General features: G+C 46.6%; 22 protein-coding genes. 14 read left to right on the top strand and 8 right to left on the bottom strand.

All coding sequences use genetic code 11. The annotated features are described in order from the left end of the window. The 7 genes from ACN0VA_RS08570 to ACN0VA_RS08540 all read left to right on the top strand — a co-directional run bounded on the left by ACN0VA_RS08570 (position 1) and on the right by ACN0VA_RS08540 (position 6,584). Entirely contained in the window at positions 1-1,383 is a 1,383-nt protein-coding gene (locus ACN0VA_RS08570; RefSeq protein ID WP_417820740.1) for an FAD-dependent oxidoreductase, read from the top strand. Between the two features lie 9 nt (positions 1,384-1,392). Continuing rightward, a complete protein-coding gene (locus ACN0VA_RS08565) occupies positions 1,393-1,950 on the top strand; it encodes a hypothetical protein (RefSeq protein WP_417820739.1) in 558 nt (185 codons plus the stop codon). Beyond that, positions 1,937-3,193 carry a hypothetical protein gene (locus ACN0VA_RS08560; RefSeq protein ID WP_417820738.1) on the top strand — a complete coding sequence of 419 codons (1,257 nt, stop codon included), beginning with the start codon at positions 1,937-1,939 and terminating at the stop codon, positions 3,191-3,193. Before ACN0VA_RS08565 ends, ACN0VA_RS08560 begins: the two co-directional genes overlap by 14 nt. 129 nt (positions 3,194-3,322) lie before the next feature. Further along, complete coding sequence (gene bfr, locus ACN0VA_RS08555; RefSeq protein ID WP_188664124.1) at positions 3,323-3,787, top strand: bacterioferritin; 465 nt, start codon at positions 3,323-3,325, stop codon at positions 3,785-3,787. A gap of 17 nt (positions 3,788-3,804) precedes the next feature. Then, positions 3,805-4,275 (top strand): bacterioferritin, encoded by a 471-nt coding sequence (gene bfr, locus ACN0VA_RS08550; RefSeq protein WP_417820737.1) that lies wholly within the window; start codon positions 3,805-3,807, stop codon positions 4,273-4,275. Positions 4,276-4,402: 127 nt separating this feature from the next. Continuing rightward, complete coding sequence (locus tag ACN0VA_RS08545) at positions 4,403-5,908, top strand: formylglycine-generating enzyme family protein (protein ID WP_417820736.1); 1,506 nt, start codon at positions 4,403-4,405, stop codon at positions 5,906-5,908. 82 nt (positions 5,909-5,990) lie between these two features. After that, a complete protein-coding gene (locus ACN0VA_RS08540) occupies positions 5,991-6,584 on the top strand; it encodes a c-type cytochrome (protein ID WP_417820735.1) in 594 nt (197 codons plus the stop codon). An 18-nt stretch (positions 6,585-6,602) separates the two neighbouring features. Here ACN0VA_RS08540 and ACN0VA_RS08535 read toward each other — a convergent pair whose 3' ends face one another. After that, the gene (locus ACN0VA_RS08535) at positions 6,603-7,148 is read right to left on the bottom strand and encodes a glutathione peroxidase (protein WP_417820734.1); all 546 of its coding nucleotides are present in this window, start codon (positions 7,146-7,148) and stop codon (positions 6,603-6,605) included. A gap of 13 nt (positions 7,149-7,161) precedes the next feature. Then, the gene (locus tag ACN0VA_RS08530; RefSeq protein WP_417820733.1) at positions 7,162-8,115 is read right to left on the bottom strand and encodes a YbgA family protein; all 954 of its coding nucleotides are present in this window, start codon (positions 8,113-8,115) and stop codon (positions 7,162-7,164) included. 294 nt (positions 8,116-8,409) lie between these two features. Here ACN0VA_RS08530 and ACN0VA_RS08525 point away from each other — a divergent pair, with 294 nt between their 5' ends. From ACN0VA_RS08525 to ACN0VA_RS08515, 3 genes are read left to right on the top strand one after another with little or no spacing between them, the layout of a single operon-like run. Then, complete coding sequence (locus ACN0VA_RS08525) at positions 8,410-10,185, top strand: FAD-dependent oxidoreductase (protein ID WP_417820732.1); 1,776 nt, start codon at positions 8,410-8,412, stop codon at positions 10,183-10,185. Between the two features lie 2 nt (positions 10,186-10,187). Beyond that, positions 10,188-12,023: a 2-oxoacid:acceptor oxidoreductase subunit alpha gene (locus ACN0VA_RS08520; RefSeq protein WP_417820731.1), complete on the top strand. Its 1,836-nt coding sequence runs from the start codon at positions 10,188-10,190 to the stop codon at positions 12,021-12,023. Between the two features lie 4 nt (positions 12,024-12,027). Further along, complete coding sequence (locus ACN0VA_RS08515; RefSeq protein ID WP_417820730.1) at positions 12,028-13,080, top strand: 2-oxoacid:ferredoxin oxidoreductase subunit beta; 1,053 nt, start codon at positions 12,028-12,030, stop codon at positions 13,078-13,080. A 49-nt stretch (positions 13,081-13,129) separates the two neighbouring features. Here ACN0VA_RS08515 and ACN0VA_RS08510 read toward each other — a convergent pair whose 3' ends face one another. Next, a complete protein-coding gene (locus ACN0VA_RS08510; protein ID WP_417820729.1) occupies positions 13,130-13,753 on the bottom strand; it encodes a LysE family translocator in 624 nt (207 codons plus the stop codon). Positions 13,754-13,864: 111 nt separating this feature from the next. Here ACN0VA_RS08510 and ACN0VA_RS08505 point away from each other — a divergent pair, with 111 nt between their 5' ends. Beyond that, on the top strand, positions 13,865-14,722 hold the full coding sequence (locus ACN0VA_RS08505) for a LysR substrate-binding domain-containing protein (protein ID WP_417820728.1): 858 nt from the start codon (positions 13,865-13,867) through the stop codon (positions 14,720-14,722). A 5-nt stretch (positions 14,723-14,727) separates the two neighbouring features. Here ACN0VA_RS08505 and ACN0VA_RS08500 read toward each other — a convergent pair whose 3' ends face one another. Beyond that, positions 14,728-15,411 carry a class I SAM-dependent methyltransferase gene (locus tag ACN0VA_RS08500; protein WP_417820868.1) on the bottom strand — a complete coding sequence of 228 codons (684 nt, stop codon included), beginning with the start codon at positions 15,409-15,411 and terminating at the stop codon, positions 14,728-14,730. A gap of 6 nt (positions 15,412-15,417) precedes the next feature. Continuing rightward, complete coding sequence (locus ACN0VA_RS08495) at positions 15,418-15,945, bottom strand: hypothetical protein (RefSeq protein ID WP_417820727.1); 528 nt, start codon at positions 15,943-15,945, stop codon at positions 15,418-15,420. 165 nt (positions 15,946-16,110) lie between these two features. Between ACN0VA_RS08495 and ACN0VA_RS08490 the strand changes: the two genes are divergently transcribed. Together ACN0VA_RS08490 and ACN0VA_RS08485 are read left to right on the top strand one after the other, a co-directional pair. Continuing rightward, positions 16,111-16,704, top strand: coding sequence for a malonic semialdehyde reductase (locus ACN0VA_RS08490; RefSeq protein ID WP_417820726.1), 594 nt, complete (start codon positions 16,111-16,113; stop codon positions 16,702-16,704). A gap of 102 nt (positions 16,705-16,806) precedes the next feature. Beyond that, positions 16,807-19,320 (top strand): EAL domain-containing protein, encoded by a 2,514-nt coding sequence (locus tag ACN0VA_RS08485; RefSeq protein WP_417820725.1) that lies wholly within the window; start codon positions 16,807-16,809, stop codon positions 19,318-19,320. A gap of 5 nt (positions 19,321-19,325) precedes the next feature. Here the strand turns inward: ACN0VA_RS08485 and ACN0VA_RS08480 are convergent, their stop codons facing one another. Continuing rightward, positions 19,326-19,592 (bottom strand): NAD(P)H-dependent oxidoreductase subunit E, encoded by a 267-nt coding sequence (locus ACN0VA_RS08480; RefSeq protein ID WP_417820724.1) that lies wholly within the window; start codon positions 19,590-19,592, stop codon positions 19,326-19,328. Between the two features lie 276 nt (positions 19,593-19,868). Next, positions 19,869-20,135: a hypothetical protein gene (locus ACN0VA_RS08475; RefSeq protein WP_417820723.1), complete on the bottom strand. Its 267-nt coding sequence runs from the start codon at positions 20,133-20,135 to the stop codon at positions 19,869-19,871. 123 nt (positions 20,136-20,258) lie between these two features. On the opposite strand from ACN0VA_RS08475, the gene cutA reads away from it, so the two are divergent. Beyond that, entirely contained in the window at positions 20,259-20,591 is a 333-nt protein-coding gene (gene cutA, locus ACN0VA_RS08470) for a divalent-cation tolerance protein CutA (RefSeq protein WP_417820722.1), read from the top strand. Between the two features lie 27 nt (positions 20,592-20,618). On the opposite strand, the gene ACN0VA_RS08465 is transcribed toward cutA, so the two are convergent. After that, complete coding sequence (locus ACN0VA_RS08465; protein ID WP_417820721.1) at positions 20,619-21,773, bottom strand: bifunctional 2-C-methyl-D-erythritol 4-phosphate cytidylyltransferase/2-C-methyl-D-erythritol 2,4-cyclodiphosphate synthase; 1,155 nt, start codon at positions 21,771-21,773, stop codon at positions 20,619-20,621. Positions 21,774-21,821 lie beyond the last annotated feature (48 nt).

Below are 21,821 nucleotides of genomic sequence, written 5' to 3'. Positions count from 1 at the left end.
ATGGTTGAAACCATCGCTGTATTGGGTGCCGGGCCTGCGGGCCTTATGGCCGCTTATGAGCTTGCCAAGGCAGGCAAGACGGTCACCTTGTATGAAAAGCGCAAGGTTGAAGGCGGATTATGTGGCACCACAGTCTTTGAAGGCAAACACGGTACGTATCGGTTTGATTTTGGTGGGCATCGTTTCATCACCCATGATCCCGACTTGCTGCAACTGGTCGAAGACTTGGTCGGGGATGATCTTTTAACGGCCTATCGCAAAAGCGTCATTCGCTTTCGTGGTCGAACCTATGCCTATCCGCTCGCCCTTGGGAATTTGTTAAAAACAGCCCCAACTGCGTTATTGGCTGGCGCGGGGCTGGATTTGGCAACTTTGCCCTTTCAAAAACCGGATAACACCAGCTTTGCTACATGGATCGAAAGCCGTTTTGGCAAAACGCTCTATCGTAATTTCTTCGAAGGTTATACAGCAAAACTTTGGGGGATTGATCCTAAAAACCTGTCTGCCGATTGGGCCTCCCAGCGCATCAGCCTGCTGGATTTAAAAGATGTTGCACGTCGCCTGCTGCCAACACGCGATGCGACACCGCGCACCTATGCTCATTCGTACCGCTATCCCAAATATGGCTTTGGTGTTATTTTTGAAAAAATCGCCCGTGAATTCGAACACCTTGGCGGAACAATCCGTTATGGGACGCAAATAGACGGGATTGAATGTGGACAGGATCGAATTACCGCTATCTTTGCCAATGGTGAAAAAATTATTGCAGATCAATACCTTTCAACAATATCCTTACCCGATATGGTAAGGTTATGTGGCGGGACCAGCACCTTAAAATTTCGTGGTGTGCGTTTTTTCTGCATGCCGATGGAAACGGATAATATTTCGGATAACACATGGCAATATCTATCCGATCCACACATCATGGCGACCCGTCTGCAAGAACCCAAACGACGTTCCCCCTATATGGCACCAAACGGGCATAGCTCGCTCATGCTGGAAATTCCTTGTGATCCGGGCAGTGACCTCTGGACAATGGAGGATGCCGACCTGTTTAAACGCGCTTGCATCGACTTGGATCGCCTTGGTGTTCCGTCCCGACAAGCGACAGGGGAATATTTTTCCACCTTCGGGGCGCAGGCCTATCCCTTGATGTCTGTGGGATACGAAATCGAACGGGAAAAAGCCATTGCCTATCTCAATCCATTTAACAACCTTATTCAATGTGGACGACAGGCAACATTTCGCTATATCTTCACAGATACAGCAATGGAAATGGGCCAAATGGCGGCACGCGCTGTTCTGAACGGCCAAGACTGCCGCCGTGCCATTTTTGATCATCGCAACGAACGTACGGTCATTGAGACCCAAAGTGTCGCTTAGGAGAATATTATGCGCTTTCTTCTCATTCTTCTGCTTGGTTTTACCATTTCAGGGCATGCCAGCGCCTATTCCTATTCCGCTGCCGGCAAAGAACCCCTGATCGATGGGCGTAACGGGATCGTCAGCGGACTTCAAAAAAATGATTTCGATAAAGTTGTTAAATATTTCAACCTGATGAAAGATGATATCGAGTTTCTGTCACATAAGTTCGATAAGCCGTTGTTCAACAATTTTGAAAAGGCTGTGGAACAAAAAGATCAAAAAGCCATCCTTCACAATATTCATCGCTTATATGCGGCCGAAATTCAACGCCGCCTGATTATCGCGGCGCGTAATCTTAAGAACTATCAAAGCGCAAAAGTCATGGTAATGAAATCCAAACGTTTCTTCGACGTGATTGAACCGGAATTACCAAAAGCACAAGCAAACAACATCGAAAAAATCTTACAAGGTTGCCTGAATGCTATCGGCAAACCCGGCGTATTTGGGGCAGGCCAAACACCTGCTGACCCGGACGCATATCAAAAGTCACTCGATCAATTGGTGAAAGAATTTGCCAAGCTTTAGGGCAGGGGGCTGGATTATCGCCTGCACCCTTTATGGAGCTTTGGCTGTTTGGCTATTTTCATTTGCGCCCTCGCTTTCAAACGATGATGCCTATTTTTTCTTACGTGGTATCGAACGTTTCAGTATTCTGGAATTCAGACCACACTTTCCCGGTTATCCGGGCTTTATCCTGTTAGGCAAAGCTTTATATGGCCTTGGCCTTAGTCCGCTAAGCGCCTTGTCTTTTCTCTCCCTCTCAATGGCACTTGCCATTCCCGTCCTTTGCCTCTTGTGCGTGGAAAAAAACCGTCTTGCCGTGTTTCTATGCGCACTCAGCATGCCGCTTTTGCCATATTTAGGGCTAAGCCTTATGTCTGACGGTGCGGGCATTGCCTTTTTTCTCGCAACCCTATGGCAATACCGAAAAGGTAATTTCACAATCAGCGGCCTGTTACTTGGTGGCGCTTTAGCCTGTCGTCCTTCCTTTGTTATTTTTGCGGCAATCTTTATAATTGCGGCAATTGTAAAAGACAAAAAAGCGGCCCTTCCTTTTGTTCTTGCCTGTATCATACTGTGTTTGCTGTTTCTGCTCGGCCTGCTCGCCATCGAACAAATGCCACTTGTTTGGGAAGGCTGGCGCTTTATCGAAGGACATTTCCTTTTATGGGGAAATACAACACTGGGTACCAACAAGCTATCCTGGTTTGACAGCTTTTCTCTTATCCCCGGCGGGGTAGCCTATTTCTTAGCTCTCAGTCTTGGTTTGGCCTTCAGCCTCTATTCTCATCGTAAAAGCATTTTGCTCTTTATCGTCATATTCGGATGGGGGTGGATTCTGCTTTTCCAAAATCCTGAAAATTTGCGTCACTTGGCTTTACCTTTGATTTTAAGCCTCATATTCATCGCAAAAACCGATCATCTTATAAATAAAATCGCCCTTTATAGCCTTATCGCTTTACAGGTTTTCATTTCGAATCAAATGAACATCCATTCCCCCCGACTGTCCCCTTTAGAACTCACACGGCAACACCTGCTAAACGAAAGTGCCGATAAGGTGATAACCCATCATGGTGTCCATTACCTCCATGATCGACTTCCCAATAGCCATGTCTTTGACAAATATTACCCTTATCAAGTGGATTTCCCCCTATGGGATATCAGTACCACTGCCCCCTCAAGTCTTTCTGAAATAAAAGTTTTTCCAGCTCGTATGATGGGTGAACAAAGCTATTACATACATAAGCAAGAACTGAAACGCGATTAGAATTAATAATCATTATTAACTAAATCATTGAATTTATTAAACTTTTTTATATTTCCCACTTGTTTATTCTCAACAAATACACATATCATGGGCTCAACAATATTTCGCGACCCCTGAAAGGAAAACAAAATGAAAGGCAGTCCAAAAGTCATTGCCCAACTCAATAAAATTCTGGGCAACGAATTGGTTTCCATTAACCAAACGTTCTTGCATTCACGTATGTTTAACGACTGGGGAATGGGCGAGATCGGTAGCAAAGAATACAAAAAATCCATCAAGGACATGAAACAAGCGGACAAGCTGATTGAACGCATTCTGTTTTTAGAAGGTCTGCCCAATCTGCAAAGCCTCGGTAAATTGCGCATTGGTGAAAATACCGAAGAAATTATCCAGTGCGAAATGGACCTTCTGGACCCCATGTTGCAGGATTTGCGCGCAGCCATCGCACTTTGCGAAGCTGAAAGCGATTTCGTTTCGCGCGATCTTCTGGATGACATCATCGAAGATGAAGAAGAATTCCTCGACTGGCTGGAAACCCAGCAATGGCAGATCAAAGAACAAGGTCTGCAAAACTACATTCAATCACAGACGTAAGATAAGGAGCCGATCAAATGAAAGGCAACAAAAAGGTTATTGAGGCTCTGAACGGCCTTCTTGCCCACGAAATGAGTGCTGCGGATCAATATTTCATCCATTCGCGCATGTATGACGATTGGGGCATGAGTGAATTGTTCGAACGCCTGAAACACGAACAGGAAGAAGAACTGGAACACGCAGCCCGCATCGTGGAACGTATCCTGTTTTTGGAAGGTACACCGGATGTCGCAGCACGCGACGCGCTGAAAATCGGCAAAGACGTTCCCTCCATGCTGCAAAACGATCTTGAATATGAACTCATGGTCGGTAAAGAGCTGAAAAAGGTTATTGCCCTCTGTGAGAAGGAACAAGATTACGTTTCTCGTCAAATGCTGATTGACCTGCTGAAAGACACAGAAGACGATCACACCTATTGGCTGGAAAAACAGCTTGGCCTGATCGATAAAATGGGTCTCAAAAACTACATTCAGTCCAAATCCTCTTAAACAACGGATTTATACGGACATTCCTAAACGGCTTTGCATCATCCGGTGCAAGGCCGTTTTGTTTTCTAAAAAGCACACTTTTCACTTGTGTAATTAATGCGTATTATACACGTGGGGAGGAAGGTTAATGAAAACAAAAAAACGTTACCTGATTGCAACTTCTGTTCTATCCGCCATCACATTCGCCCACACCGTTTGGGCCGATGTCATTCAGACGCGACGCGGCGAATTCCATAACGGGATTATCGCACAAAAGACAATTCAGCTTGCTACCGACTATGGTAACATAACGCTGACACGTGACAGACTGACACATATTTTCTTTGCCCCCACACCACAGGCGAATGATCGCGTCACCACAACAGATGGCGAAGTTTTCAGTGGGCAGATAAAAGAAAATACATTTGTCACCACCCGTGCCTTGGGTCCCGACCTGCCCTTGGATAAAACCGAAATTCAATTGATTGAATTTGAACACAGCCGAAAAGAACGCGCCCAAAGAAAACCGTTAGAAGCCGCCCCTGATATTATCGAAATGAACAATGGCGACGTCTTTTTAGGCTACCATACAGCCACCTTGTTCCGGGTCGAGCAAGATGGACAAACCGCTATTTTACCCAGCACAGAGGCCGACCTACTGGACCTGACCTATTCCGAGGATGAAGAGGTTCTTAAAATTCGTTTGCGCCGACGAAACGATCACTCATGGTTGAGCGGTCTACATGCTGAAACCGATTTGGGGCTGACAGATTTAAATGGGAACGCCCTGCAACTGGATTTGAAGTCCATACAAGCCATTGAATTTAAAAGCGGGTATAGCCGTAACGATCATCCAGAGAAGCTATTGGTATCTGGATTCAAATCCCAAATGAACAAAAATACCTTACGTGATCATTTTGTCGATGGCAGCAGTGGGCCGCTTTTGCGCCTGATCAAACCGGGCAGTTATTTGCGCGGTGATGCCAATGGTGACTTCGACGAAAAACCGATCCAACCCGTCACCTTGACCAGACCTTTTGCCATAGGGGTCTTTGAAATCACTTTTGCCGAATACACCCGATATTGCCGGGAAACAGATTGCACCCCACCAGAAGATTCTGCATGGGGCAGGGGACGGCGTCCCGTCATTAATGTCGCGTGGGAAGAGGCCAAAGCCTATACCCGCTGGCTCAGTGAAAAAACCGGACATACCTACCGCTTACCCAGCGATGCCGAATGGGAATATATATCGCGCGCGGGAACCACAACAGCTTATCCCTGGGGGGATAAACTGGGCAAAGGCCTTGCCAATTGCGCAGGATGCGGCAGCATTTGGGATAGTGAAAAAACAGCACCTGTTGGACGCTTTGCCCCCAATCAGCTTGGATTATTCGATACCAGCGGCAATGTATTTGAATGGGTGGAAGATTGCTGGAATGATCAATTTGAAGGGATCGGGCTGGACGGCACCGCCTATCAAAACCCCGCAGGGTGCGGCAAACGCGTTATTCGCGGCGGTGGCTGGAGCTTCCCGCCCAAAGAAATCCGTGTCACCAACCGATGGCGCGATTTCCCGACACGACGTAGCGACGATACCGGATTTCGTGTTTTGCGTGAACTGGATGATCAGGAAATTGCAAAGTTAGATCAATAAGCACACATATCTTTTCCTCATCCCAAAACACAATCTTTTCTGCTATAAACAAGAAAATCGGTTCACAGGGGATAAAGAACATATGTTTAAACGTGCCTTTTTGATTTCCACACTTTTTATCAGCACACAATCGGCCTTGGCTGATAATCTGGATCGTGCCATCGAAATCGTCGAAGAAAAATGCCACTTGTGTCACGGTACAGACGGGGAAAGCTCCAGTGCGATTTATCCCCGGCTTGCTGCCCAGCATGAAGAATATATCGCCAAACAACTGGCTGACTTTCAAGCCGGGCGACGTACAGGCACCATGAATGAAATGGCACAAGACCTGACACCGGATGAAATGGTCGCACTTGGCAAATATTTTGCGGCCAAACCGCCGCTTTCCCACCGCGTGCGTGATGAAGAATTTGCCGCCGTTGGTCAATATATTTACATGAACGGCAACAAATATTCAGGCGTTACCGCGTGTAAAACCTGTCATGGGGACGAGGGTAAAGGGACACAAAAATTACCGCGACTGGCAGGTCAACACAAACGCTACCTTGCCGACCAGCTTACCGAGTTCCATAACCGCAATCGAACCAACGATAACGCGGTTATGCATTCCATTGCCTCCAAATTGACCGAAATGGAAATTCAAGCCCTCGCCACATACATCAGCGGTATGAAATAACACAAAGAAGGGGGCGTTTTAACGCCCCAAACTCTTTTCAATTGCCGCAATTACTTTTGGGGCATCGGGTTTTGTTGTTGTCGCAAACCAATCAACAAGCTTACCATTGCCATCAATCAGATATTTGTGAAAATTCCATTTGGGTGCAGCCACAAAGCCCAATTCCTTGCGCGCCCATTGATAAAATGGATGGGCATTTTTACCGCTCACAACCTCTTTTTGCGTCATCGGAAAATCAATATTGAAATTCACTTCGCAGAATTCCTTAATTTCTTTTTCCGTTCCCGGTTCCTGTTGCCCAAAATCGTTAGACGGTACCCCCAAGACAATCAGTCCACGGTCGCGATATTTTGCCCAAACAGCCTGCAAAGCATCATACTGTTTGGTAAAACCGCAATAAGAAGCCGTATTGACCACCATCACCGTCTTGCCTGTAAATTTAGACAGGGGCAATTCTTCGCCGTCAATATCTTCGAAGATAAAATCAAACGCTGTTGTCTCAGCTTTGGCCTGTGTCATTGTAAATCCCACAATCAATAAGATCAGTATAAAGAAGCGTTTCATCACAGTCCCATCCTTAAACATGATTACGTAAGGCAAGGTCACGCGGGTGAGGGGCCAAATAGGTCTGATTGGCCAGATAACCTTCTTCCAAACGACGGATCATATGTTGCATCAACGCCATCGGCACAGTCATCGGAACATAGCCCTGACGATAATCTGAAATAACGGATGCCAGTTCCGCCCGACCAGATTGACTGAGCTTGTTTTTCAGGTACCCCGCCATATGCATCATCGCATTCGTATGACGGCCTTTACTTGGGTTTGTATTCATACAGCCCATATAAGCCTGAATATAGGCCGCTGCAAAGTCATCGCGCTGATACTGTTTAATTCGTCCAACCAATTGGCCCAGCAACTTTGCCTTATGCGGCGCATGCGCCATCAGCAACAGTTTTTCACGGGCTTGAAATGCAATGACATCACGGCGGCTCCATTTGCGATCAAATAAATCTTTGACACGGCGAAAGGCAAAGACCCGTTCCACAAAATTTTCCCGCAAGAAGGGATCAGACAAGCGACCTTCTTCTTCCACCGGCAATTCGGGGTAACGTTCCATGATCGCCTGAGCAAACAAACCAGTTCCCCGACGTTCACTCGGTTGGTCATTTTGATAGATTTTCACACGAAACACACCACAACTTGGCGAATTTTTCTTAAAAACAAATCCGTCTAAATCATTTAACTCAGCCGCTTTTTCAGCACTGTAGGCAACCATATCATCGGTGTAATCATGGCCGCTTTTTGGTTCAATCATTCGCACGGCATCGCTCGTGGCATCTTCACGTTCCAAACGTACCGATTTGCGTGGAATACCCATGCCGATTGCCACTTCCGGGCAAACCGATTCAAACACGGCATATTTGGAAAAATAATGGGTTAGGAAACGATGATTGCAATGACCGCCGTTAAATCGAACTTCTTGTCCCAACAGGCAGGCGGATACCCCAATTTTCAATAGCTGTTCCATCTTCTTTTTCTCCTCAAAAAAGAAAGTGTGCTGCCAAGGAATTGTAGGTCTGCTATAAACTCAATTTAGAACATTTATAAAGTCAGGTCCAGCTTATTTTTTTCATGGGCTGGTAAGACCAATAAAATAAAAAATATTTACATTTCAATACTCTAATTTGCGAATTATTATTATCAACATGCCCAAAAAAACGACAATAATTTACAAAGTCATGCTTGAAGATTAGGCAGAATGCCCGTAAAGAAGTCATAGTCGTTTTGACTCTTTTATGACAGTTTGTGAGATAGGTTTACCGTGAAACCCACCAACACATCTGATCCTTCCCACTTTCATAAAGTGGTGGATTGCCAGTATGCCTGTCCGGCACACACGCCGGTCCCGGAATACATTCGCCTTATTTTAGCCCGCCGTTATACGGACTCCTACATGGTCAACTGGGAAGCAAACGTGTTCCCCGGTGTCTTGGGCCGTGTATGTGACCGTCCGTGCGAGCCAGCCTGTCGACGCCAGCGCGTCGAGGAAAAACCCGTAGCGATCTGTCGCCTTAAACGGGTTGCCGCTGACAATAAGGAAGAGATCAAAGACCGTCTTCCCATCATCCCGACCAAGAAAAATGGCAAAAAGATTGCCTTGCTTGGTGGCGGACCGGCATCCCTGACAGTGGCACGCGATTTGATGCCCTTGGGATACGAATGTACAATTTTTGAACGCGATGCTCTGGCTGGCGGCATGATGCGCACCCAAATCCCATCTTTCCGTCTGCCCTTGACAACCTTGGACAGCGAAGTCGATGTGGTTTTGGATATGGGTGTTGAACGTCGCTTTAATGGCGAAGTAACCTCTATGAAAGCCGTGATGGATGAAGGTTTCGACGCTGTCTTTGTCGGTACTGGCGCCCCAAGTGGCCGTCCGTTAAAAATGGATGGATTGGAAGAAGCCGGTGATCATGTCGAAATCGGCATCAACTGGCTGGCGGGTGTCACGTTCGGTCATATTAAAGAAGCACCGAAACGGGTCGTCGTTCTGGGTGGCGGCAACACGGCAATGGACTGTACACGCACAGCACGCCGATTGGGCGCACAAGAGGTCAAAGCCATTGTGCGATCTTCCTATGAGGAAATGAAATCTTCAGAATGGGAACGCGAAGATGCAATGGCGGAAAACGTCGAAATCCTTCCCAACCACACCCCCTTGCGGTATGTGGTGGAAGATGGGAAATTTATCGGTGTTGAATTTGACCGTGTAGAAACACACTGGGAAAAAGGCAAACGTAAACTGATTTCAACAGGGGAGGCACCTGTTCTGGTCGAATGCGATCTCGTTCTGGTCGCAATCGGTCAAGATGCAAGCTTCCCGTGGATTGAACGCAACCTCGGTATCGATTTTGATGACTGGGGCATGCCTGTTCTGAACAAAGACACCCTGCAATCCAGCAATGAAAAAGTCTTCTTTGGGGGGGATGCGGCCTTTGGTCCAGAAAATATCATTACCGCCGTTGCCCACGGACATATCGCAGCCGGATCCATTGATCGTTTTCTCAATAAGGAAAAAGACGTCAATGCCGTTCCGGTCGGGGAATACAACTTAACTTCACAGAAAATGGGCATTCACGAATGGTCCTATCAAAGTGCTGTTTCCAACGATCCGCGCAACACGGTGCCGGTGATGAATTTGGAAGAAGCATTGGCAAATATCGATGCAGAAGTCGAACTGGGATTTGATGAGAAACTCGCTTTAAGCGAAGCTGCCCGATGTCTAAGCTGTGATGTACAGACCGTCTTTTTGGGGGAACGCTGCATTGAATGCGTTGCCTGTGAAGATATTTGCCCAATGGACTGTATCAACTTCATCACCAATGGTGACGAAGACGATTTACGTTCACGCTTACGTGTCCCGGCAATTGGAAACGACCGCGATATATATGTTTCCGGCGAGCTGAAAAGCCGCAAAATTATGGTTAAGGACGAAGATGTGTGTCTGCACTGCGGACTATGCGCCGAACGATGTCCGACAGGAGCATGGGATATGCAGAAATTCCTTTTCAAAGCGACACAGATTGAGGTGGCATAAAGATGAAAACCATTAATTCAGTCAACGAATTCGTCATTCGCTTTGCCAACACAAACGGAACCGGCTCTGCCAGTGCCAACAACATGTTCGCCAAAGCAATTTTCCGCATGGGCGTTCCCGTAAGCCCGCGCAACGTCTTCCCATCAAACATTCAGGGTATGCCGACATGGTATGACGTGCGCGTCAGTGAAAAAGGCTATCTGGGGCGCCGCGCCGGTGGGGCCGACATCGTTGTTGCCATGAACTCGCAAAGCATGATGGATGATGTACAAAGTGTCGAGGCAGGCGGTTATTTCCTCTATGACTCAACCAAGGAAATCGATCCACAATTGATGCGCAAAGATATTACGTTTCTGGGGATGCCCATCTCAGCTATCTGCCTGCGTGAATATAACGACCCGCGTCAACGTCAGCTGTTTAAAAACGTCATCTATGTCGGTGCGCTAGCAGCCTTGCTGGATATGGATTTCGAAGTGTTGAAAGGCTTGATTGCCGATCAGTTTAAAGGCAAGGAAAAGCTGATTTCACCGAACGTTCACGCGTTAGAGCTTGGTTATCAATATGCCAAAACAAATTTCAACTGCCCCCTGAGTATTCGCGTTCAAAAATCAGACAAAGTCGGCAACCGTATTTTGATCGACGGCAACACAGCCGCAGGTCTCGGTGCCGTTTATGGCGGGGCAACGGTTGCTGGGTGGTATCCTATCACCCCATCCACCTCCGTTGTGGAAAATTACGAAAAATACTGTAATCGTCTGCGTATTGATCCGGCCTCGGGCAAAAAGAACTTTGCTGTTATGCAGGCCGAAGACGAACTGGCCGCCATCGGTATCGCCATTGGCGGAGGCTGGAACGGGGCACGTTCCTTTACCGCAACATCCGGTCCTGGTGTCTCCTTGATGACGGAATTCCTCGGCCTTGCTTACTTTGCCGAAATTCCTGTTGTTTTAATTGATGTGCAACGTGCGGGTCCCTCAACCGGGATGCCGACACGGACACAACAATCCGACATTCTTGCCTGCGCTTATGCCTCTCATGGGGATACGAAACAGGTCTTGATCTTCCCCTCCACACCAACGGAATGCTTCCATATGACAGCGGATGCGTTTGACTATGCCGAACGCATTCAAACACCGATCATGGTGATGACGGATCTTGATCTCGGTATGAACGATCACATGAGTGACGAACTCAGTTGGGACGACAGCCGCACCTATGATCGTGGCAAGGTCTTAAATGCCCAACAACTTGAAGAAGTTGAAGAATTTGGACGTTATCTGGATGTGGACGGTGATGGTATTTGTTATCGCACATACCCCGGCACACACCCGGAAAAAGGCATTTATTTCACACGTGGGACGTCACGCAACGAATATGCCGCTTACACAGAACGTGGCGAAGATTACGTGCGCAATATGGAACGTTTAAATAAAAAGTTCCGTACTGCTGCCGAAATTCTGCCACAACCGGAAATGCACAGCCAAAACATAGGCAGCAAAATCGGTGTGGTTTATTTCGGCACAACGAATGCTGCGATGGATGAAACGTTTGATCTTCTCCGCTCACAAGGCCAAAACGTCGACGGGATGCGCCTCAAGGCGTTCCCCTTTGCCAAGGCTGTGGAAGATTTTATCGAACAACACGATCAGGTCTTTGTTGTTGAACAAAACCGCGACGCCCAAATGCGGACCCTGTTGATGAATGAACTTGACATTGACCCGGCAAAACTAGTCAAGGTTTGTAACTACGACGGTTTACCGATTACGGCCGATTTCATCAGCGCAACCATTCTCGATCATATCGCCGTTGCACCGGCTTCAAAAGTGGCAAGAGGGTAAGAACATGAGTTACTTGAAATCCAAATTTCACCACCCGAAACTTGCAAAAAACGATCTTGGTCTGACATATCGCGATTATGAAGGGGCCTTGTCCACCTTATGCGCCGGTTGCGGGCATGATGCGGTTGGTGCAGCCCTTGTTCAAGCTTGTTTTGAACTATCGCTGGAACCACACAAGGTTGCCAAGCTGTCCGGCATTGGCTGTTCGTCCAAGGCACCGACTTATTTCCTTGGTAAATCGCATGGTTTCAACACGGTTCATGGACGCATGCCGTCTGTTGCAACCGGGGCCAGCATGGCCAACCGCAGTTTGAAATATGTCGGCATGTCCGGTGATGGGGATACAGCCTCCATCGGTATGGGGCAATTTGCCCATGTGGTGCGCCGCCGCCTTGATATGACCTATATCGTTGCCAATAACGGCGTATACGGCCTGACAAAGGGGCAAACAGCTGCCACCGCAGACAAGGGGTCACATACCAAAAAAGGGGAAGAAATCCTTTGGTCTGCCATTGACCTGCCGACAATGGCCCTGCAATTGGGGGCAACTTTTGTTGCGCGCAGTTTTTCAGGTGATAAGGATCAGTTGGTCCCCTTGTTAAAAGCGGCCCTATGCCATGAAGGATTTGCCTTTATCGACGTATTGTCGCCTTGTGTAACCTTCAACAACCATGCGACTTCCACACGCAGCTATGATTATGTGCGTGAACATGTCGAAGCCGGTAATATTGCCGATTTCGTACCCTCACGTGAAGAAATCACCACAAAATACGCAGAAGGTGAAAGCAAAGACATCTGCCTGCATGACGGATCCCTGATCCGCCTGCATAAAGGAAAAGATGGCTATGATCCAACAGATCGCTTTGCCGCTATTAACGCGATTGAACAACACCGCGTTAAAGGTGAAATCCTGACAGGTTTGCTCTATTGCGACCCAACCTTGCGCGATATGCACGATTTCTTGGGCACAACGGAAACACCGCTTAATACGCTGGATGAAAAAACCCTGTGCCCCGGCAATCACGCCTTGGCCGGGATCAACAACAGCTTCCGCTAAAATCATTGCAGTCAAAAAAAGGCCTCACTATCGAGGCCTTTTTTTTATTCTATCCTTTATAAAACAATAACTTCAGTCCTAGTCCCAACAAGCACGCACCTGTAACCTTTTCCAGTCCATCTTTAATCTTAGTAATAACAGTATCCAGTTTTTGATGTGTCAACGCGATGGCAACACATGAAAACCAGATCCAGTGTGCACAAGCAATAAAAAGACCAAAACCAACTTGGGTTTGCAAAGATGTTTCCGGCAAGACGACTTGTGTAAATAACGCAATGAAGAACAAAGCTGTTTTTGGGTTAAGTGCATTACAGATGAAGCCTTGGCGAAATGCATAACCATTTCCGAAGCTTCCTATATTCTGCTCGCTTTGCACCAGTTGGTTATCTTTCTTTTTTGAAAAAAGCGACTTAAGCCCGATCCAGACGAGATAGCTGGCTCCCAGATATTTCATAATTTCGAGGAGCCAGAGATTTTCCATCAGGACAAAGGTAAAACCCAATAGAGTATACAAAATATGTACCGATACCCCACAAGCAATGCCAAGCGCCGTCATTAATCCGCCAACACGCCCATTTTGCAAACTGTTACGTACTGTCATTGCAAAATCCGGTCCCGGACTGATCACGGCGAGAAGGGTAATCATTGCAACGGCAAAAAATTGAGATTCCATTTTATCCTCCATTTTATTTACATATTAAATTCCCTTTCTCATTTGATCATTTGAAAAAATTATATAAAAATCATATCTTGTATTCTTTATTGTGAGCAAAAGTCACAGATGATGAAAAACTTACCTCCCATATCCGCATTAAAAGCGTTCTGCGTTGCTGCCAAATACGAGAGCTTCACCAAAGCGGCTCAGGAATTAAATCAGACTCATGGTGCAATTAGTCGAGGCGTAAAGCAGTTGGAAGATTACTTCGGTGTTTTATTGTTTGAACGCCGTAACCGCAGACTTTACATCACCGCAAAAGGGAAAAACTTTGCAATACGGATGAATGATATCCTTGCGCAAATGGAACGGGCCTGTGAAGAATTGGCAAGTAAAGCGACAGACCAAAAGCTGTCAGTTTCGTGCGAACCCTCACTCGCAATGCGCTGGCTTATGCCCCGGCTTGAAAACTTTCGTAGCCAGCACGCAGGCCTGGACATTCATCTTTCCACGGCAGGCGGTCCTGTCGATTTGGCAGAGCAGGGGATTGACATTGCGATCCGGCGTTCGGATTTTAAATGGTCAGATGACTACTGGGTCACACCATTAGGCAAAGAAGAAATTGGTCCGGTATGCCGTCCTGACTACGTACAAAATCACCCAGAAAAACAATGGACGCTGCTGCACACCCGGACACGACCACAAGCGTGGAAAGACTGGGAAATTTTATCAACTCAATCCATTTCACCGCAAACAGAAAAGTTTTTCGATCATTTCTATTTCAGCCTGCAGGCCGCTGTTGCGGGTATGGGGGTCGCGATTGGTCCACGGGTTCTGGTTGCAGACGATATAAAAAACGGGCTGCTGGTGGCGCCATTCGGTTTTGTCAACACACCTGTGGACTATGTCGTACTATCATCCAAAAAACCGCAAACCTGTGAAAAAACAAACCGTTTTATCACGTGGCTGCAAACGGCTTTTAACTAATCGCCTCACACCTTTTGCAGTAAGTTCATACGGGTAGGCTGATCGAAATAGGTACAGCCATCTTCTTTTTGAACACCATAATGGGCAAAGGCTGCGCGAAGTTTAGCATCCTGTTCTTCGAAAATGACATCGCGTTCCGGGTTCGGACCTGTCAATTTATCGCGCAATTCTTCAAAACTTTGACGACGCACGGGGTGATTGTATGTTTCCTCTTTCACCCATTTAAGCCCCAATTCCTCGTATCGCTTCAAAGCTTCATAAGCCTTCGCACGCACATAGGTTTCATCATCGATGGGTTTAAGCAGTTCAAAATGCGGGCCTTCTGCCACTGGTTCGGAAACATAAACAAATCCACCGGGGCGCAAGACACGCACGGCTTCTTTTAAGGCGTTGAACTGTTCATCAACCGGGATATGGTGCAAGCTGTTGAAAAAGACGACCACATCCATAGTGGCATCTTCAAACGGTAAATCCTGCCCAACGGCATCGATGAATTTTTCATCACGGACACAGTCATAAGACAACGCCTTTTTCATCTGACGGGGTGAACATTCAATCCCGATAACATGCGCACCTTGTTTGGCCATCATGCGGCTGAGGTGACCTTCGCCACTGCCAACATCCAGAATGTGTTTTTCTTTTAATTCAATGTTTTCTTTTAAAACATCCGCGTTCTTTTTGGTTTGCATCACAATTTATTCCACACGATAAGATGAATGACAGGCACTACACACATCAATTATTTCACTAAGCGCTGTAAAGACGCGTTGATAATCATCAGTCGTCGGCGGTGTCGCAACATTTTTGGCGATATTTGCAAAGTTAGCCGCCGCATCATGGAAAACACGTCCCATTTCACGGACTTCATCCGGCATAAAACGACCCATCCCACGACCGGGGTGATCAATGCGTGATTTACTTTCTCGCAATTTTATCAACATTTCTTCGATTTCTTCATCGGTTCGCCCCTGTTCCTTCATCACAGTGCGAACTGAAGATCCAAATCCCATTTTATTTTCCGCGATATAAGCGGCCATTTTGAAATCCCCCGCAGACAAGGCCAAGGTTATTTCGTTTAGATTATCAAGGTGTGTGCGCATTTCTTCCAGAAAAATCGATTTCACTTCTTGTGGAACCAAAATGACATTGCGATCATCCCCATAAGCCGTAGACGCCCCGAACACAAAGAGGCAGCACGCCCCCATAACCAATAAACGTTTCATTTCATCCTCCGACTTTAAACCAGTCGTGATTTTAAATTCGAAAACACTAATAATACAAGATAAATCTAATCTGAAAAAAACAACCTAATCTATTGAAGGATAAGAAAACTCAGCCTATCTTATTTGGATAACAAAAATAATTTTAGATCGAATAGGGGAAATAAGATGTCAGCCGCTTTATCACAGGAAGTCCTAGATCAACTTTTTTTAGAAGCCCGCACCCATAACCTTTGGCTGGATAAAGAGGTAAGCGACGATCTTCTCAATCAGGTTTGGGATTTGGCACGCTGGGGCCCCACCAGTATGAACTGCTGTCCCGCACGCATAACCTTCATCAAAAGCCCAAAAGCCAAAGAAAAACTAAAAGACTGTTTATCCGAAGGCAACATTGCCAAAACAATGGCGGCCCCCGTTACGGCCATTATTGCGACAGATATGCGTTTTTTCACCAATATGCCGCGTCTTTTTCCCAGCTTCCCCGGTGCCGCCGATATGTTCGAGCAAAACCCCGAACTTAGCGAAGAAACAGCAATCAGGAATTGTGATTTGCAAGGCGCCTATTTAATCATGGCATGTCGCACTTTAGGACTTGATTGTGGGCCGATGTCCGGTTTTGATTCTGAAAAACTCGACAATATTTTCTTTAAAGATTCCAGCTTCAAATCCAACTTCCTATGCAATATTGGCTATGGGGATAAAGCAGGCCTTTATGACCGTGGTCCAAGACCTGCATTCGATGAAGTCTGTTTGATTGAATAACTCATACTTTCGGTCGAATACGAAAAGGTAACTGTTTTTTTACTTACCTAACGTGATAGTTTAATATCAAATGTAATATAACAAATGTGAACGCCTCTGAACATGAACCCCATAAACGAAGAGATCAGCAGCATCGTAAACCGGACTTTGCTCACCTGCAAACCCGATGATACGATTACAAAGTGCGCCGCAGCCATGCAAGAAGCCGGGGTCAGTTCTATCCTTGTCCAAGAGAAGGGCGTTCCGATCGGAATTTGGACAGAGCGTGACAGCCTGCGTCTTGATGTTTCCAATCTGGCCGTTTTTGATCGTCCGGTACGTGAGCTGATGAACGCGCCGGTTAAATCCATCCGCGAAGATATTTCCATTGGCGCGGCTGCCGTCCGGTTTAAAGAAGAAAAAGTTCGGCATTTGCTGGTCCTAAGCAAAGACAGCACTCCTTGTGGCATTATTACGCAAACCGATGTTATCTTAAAACACGGGGAAGAATACTATCTGACAGTCAAAACAGTGGAACAAACCATCACTGTTGCCGCCCCCATTGCCCCTGAACATGTCAGTTTCAGCGATGCTTTGAAAATCATTCAGAACGCTCCACAGGCGGCGGTATGTGTTCTGTTTAACGACAACAGCTACGGCATTGTCACAGAAAAAGATGTTACGCGTTTTCTGTCGCAACGCAACTTCCCGGAAACGATCGGGGAAGCAGCTTCACGACCGCTGAAAACCATTCCTAAAGACTCAAACCTTCTGGAAGCCCGTAATATGCTGGTGTCAACAGGGTTTCGTCATCTCGGCGTATCTGACAACAGCGGCAATATCATTGGCCTGATCAGTTTTTCCGGCATTTTATCCAGCTTACAATTTGAATATGTCCGGCGCATCAATTCTATTTTGGAAGAACGCTCCCAAGCCTTGCGCGCGTCGCAGAACAGCCTTCACCTTGCCCACAAAATTATCGAAGCCTCATTGGATGGGATCATTATCGTCAATTCACAAGGCAAAATCGATTATGTCAATCCGACCTTTACCCATGTAACGGGATACAGCAGCGATGAAGCCGTGGGGCAGACGCCCGCGCTCCTCAAATCCGGTCGGCATGAGGAAAACTATTACACAGAAATGTGGCAACAGCTTCAGATCGATGGCTATTGGCAGGGTGAAATCTGGAACCGCCGAAAAAACGGGGAAGTCTACCCAGAATGGCTAACCATCACCGCCATTCGTAATGATGCCGGCGATATTTATCAGTATGCGGGTATTTTCTGCGATATTTCCGAGCGTAAAAATCAGGAAAACCAAATTCGCAGACTGGCCTATTTTGATGAACTGACCAAACTGCCAAACCGTCGACTGTTTTCTGATCGCCTGAATATGGCTGTTGCCCGTTCCAAACGCCATCACGAGCGCCTTGCGATCATGTTCGTCGATCTGGACCATTTCAAAAAGATCAACGACACCCTGGGCCACAACACAGGCGATGCACTTTTGGTTGAGGCCGCAGAACGCCTGAAACATTGTACACGTGATGAAGACACCGTTGCCCGGATGGGCGGGGATGAGTTTATCTTACTCTTCCCCGAGATTGAAAGTGTTGATGAAGTAACAAAAGTCGCTCAACGCATTGTCGAAGCGTTCTCCGAGCCGTTTATCGTTGATCAACAAAATCTGTTTGTCACGGCCAGTTTGGGTATCAGTGTTTTCCCCGATGATGGCGAAGACACGGAAACGATTATTAAAAATGCTGATGTCGCCATGTATCGTTCAAAAGATGCCGGGCGCAGTACATATAACCTGTTCAATGCATCCTTTACATCTCAAAGCTTGCGCCAACTGGAAATCGAAAATGCATTGCGCGGCGCAATCGCACATGATGAATTCGAACTTTACTTCCAACCGCAAGCCGCCGCAGAGGATCGTACGATTGTCGCCGCCGAAGCGCTGCTGCGCTGGCACAACGAAAAAATAGGTGAAATCGGCCCGGCAGAATTTATCCCCATTGCCGAAGAAATTGGCATTATCTCAAAAATCGGTGAATGGGTCCTGACAAAGACGTGTCGCCAAATTCGGGAATGGCAGGATAAGGGATATCCAGCTCTTACCGTTGCGGTCAATATTGCGCCCGAACAGATCAAAGACAGTACCTTCCCGTTGTTTGTTGAGAAAACACTGGAACAATTTGACTTATCCGGTCGCTGTCTGGAAATCGAAATCACTGAAGGGTCCTTTATTGACGAACCCGAACAGGTGAAAACCAACCTTTTTGCGCTCAAGGAAATCGGCGTACGCATTGCGATTGATGATTTTGGAACCGGCTATTCCAATCTGGGCTACTTACGAAACCTACCGATTGATCACCTGAAAATCGATCAAAGCTTTATTCGCGGCATGTTTCAGGAAGAAGGCAATCGCCAACTTATCTCCACCATGATTACAATGAGTGAAAACCTTGGCATGCATAGTATTGCAGAAGGTGTGGAAGAACAAATTCAAGCGGACTTCCTCAGTCAAGGCGGCTGCTCATTGCTGCAAGGTTATCTGTTATCACGTCCGGAACCAGCAACAACATTTGAACGCCATTTAAAAAACGGTTTACGTTGGCCGGATAAAGATTAATTGGGTTAATTTTTTAATTCCTGCTCCAACCAATCGGCAATCTCTGAAACTTTATTTGGCGCACCACCCAAATAAAAATTACCCCCAGCAATACGCATGCTAGGGCCATCATTGCACTGTCCCAAACAGGTAATTGCCTCTAATTCAATGGCAATGGAACGTTGCGTCACTTCCTCTTGCAAGGCCGCCATTATTTTTTCGCTCCCACGCAGGCCACAAGACGGACGGCCCAAGGCAACAGCTTTATTGGTACAAATGTATAATTTTTTCATAGGGTTAAATATAATCCTTGGGAGATATTTTTTCCAGATTACTTCATTTCCACCCCCTCATGCCTTTCAAAAATCTGCGCGCGCAGTTATTTTAAAGAAGAGCAGGGCATTTTTTTATTAATCTTCGACAAATCACGCCTGAAAAAACTTCATTTGCAGTAGCAATTTAAAAAAAGAAAAATGAACGAGCCGCCTTCGAATTAAAGAAAACTAAAATTAAAACAATTTAATTATGTTGTTTGCATTAATTGAACATAAATAAATTTGTAGAAATTATTAACCTCCCTTTAAAACCTCTCGTCCCACATCGGTTAATTTACAAACCAACCAGTCCGGTTTTAACGGATTTGAAAACCAAGGTTCGGCCCAACCATTTCGGATGCAGCTTTGAACCGTCTGGGAATTGATCTCTTGACCAAATTCGTCAAACAGAGGGAGTTTTCCACCTGCCTGTTGCAATCCGCGTGACAGCCATTTTCGTTGTGCATCACTCGGTTTTAAGGACAGGTCTTCATCATGAATTTTGGCATCGTCCTTTGTCATGGCAATCTCATTTTGCATTCGTGAAGGATTATCGTATGGTAATCCGTCTGACAAAAATAGCCAAGTCTTATACGTACCGCCCCGGCAACGGCAGGCACAAACCCTTGAGGAGAGGAGGCCAACATGAAATCAATGGTCCTGTATGTAACCTGTTCAAACAAACAGGAAGCGCGATCCATCGGGCAAATATTATTGAAAGAACGCCTCGTCGCCTGCGTCAATATTTTACCGGCCATACAATCCTTGTACTGGTGGAACGATGACATTCAAGAGGATTCGGAAACAGCCTTTTTCGCAAAAACGACGGATAAAAATATTGACGCGGCAATCGCCTTGATCAAGGCTTCCCACAGCTACGATTGCCCTTGTATCGTGACCCTGCCTATCGAAAAAGGTAACCCCGATTTCCTAAATTGGATTAAGGAGCAAACCACAAAACCACACGACAATGAGTAATGATGCCATTTCGTCATCGTTACATTTTTATCGGTAAATTTTCACACTCGCACTCGCCTGCGCAGCAATGCCTTCACCGCGACCAGTAAAGCCCAGTTTCTCCGTCGTGGTTCCTTTCACGCTCACCCGATCCAGATCAATATTGGCTATCTCGGCAACAGATTGGCGCATAGCTTCCCGATAAGGCCCGATTTTGGGACGTTCACAAATAATCGTTACATCCAAATTGACAACTTGCCCGCCGCGCTCAGTTACCAAATCACAGGCTTTTTTTAGAAAACGATCCGATGAGGCACCTTTCCATTGCGCTTCACTGGGCGGAAAGTGACTGCCGATATCACCAGCGCCAATAGCGCCCATAATCGCATCGGTTAAAGCGTGCAACGCGACATCTGCATCGGAATGACCGGACAAAGCGTGTGTATGAGGCACCTGAACACCACATAAGGTGACGAAATCACCCTTATCAAAACGGTGTACGTCAAACCCTGTCCCGGTCCGAAATTCCACATCCATTTGCAACATCCTTTCCGCCCGATGCAAATCATCTGGCGTTGTAATCTTAAAATTATCTTCACTGCCCAGCGACAAAACGATATGGCGCCCGTCGACCTCCATCAAGGCCGCGTCATCGGTTAATTCCTGACCACGATGTCTTTGATGTGCCTGAATAATTTCATCAAACAAAAAACCTTGTGGTGTTTGCGCACGCCATAATCCGGTACGGTCCACGGTTTCAGGACATTGAGCATCCTGCATTTCACGTTTCAATGTATCAGAAACCGGAACAGCCGGAATAACACCAACGCCTGTTTCGATATGTGCAATCACACGATCTATTACATCCAGTGTTACAAAGGGACGGGCCGCATCGTGGATCAAGACACCACGTGGTTCCAAATCCACCAAGCTTTCCAAACCGCGACAGACCGATTCTTGTCGGGTATCGCCGCCAAAGACCGGATCTAACAGGTCTAAACCGTCCACAGCTTTACGATATAAATCAAGATCATCAGGATGAATGATGACGCGCACGCCAATTACATCAGGATGGGATAAAAATGCGCAAGCCGTCTTGCGTAATACCGCTTGGTCGCCAAGACGACAATATTGCTTGGGCAAATCCCCGCCAAAGCGTCTTCCACGCCCTGCGGCAACAATGATGGCATAAATATTTTTCATATGATCTTCATACCCAGCGAAAGGTTTTCAGACAATAGCTATTGCATC

Source organism: Terasakiella sp. (genome assembly GCF_048267425.1).
GTDB lineage: Bacteria > Pseudomonadota > Alphaproteobacteria > Rhodospirillales > Terasakiellaceae > Terasakiella.
The sequence above is the reverse complement of the archived record's forward strand: the minus strand, read 5'-3'. Positions and strand labels throughout refer to the sequence as shown.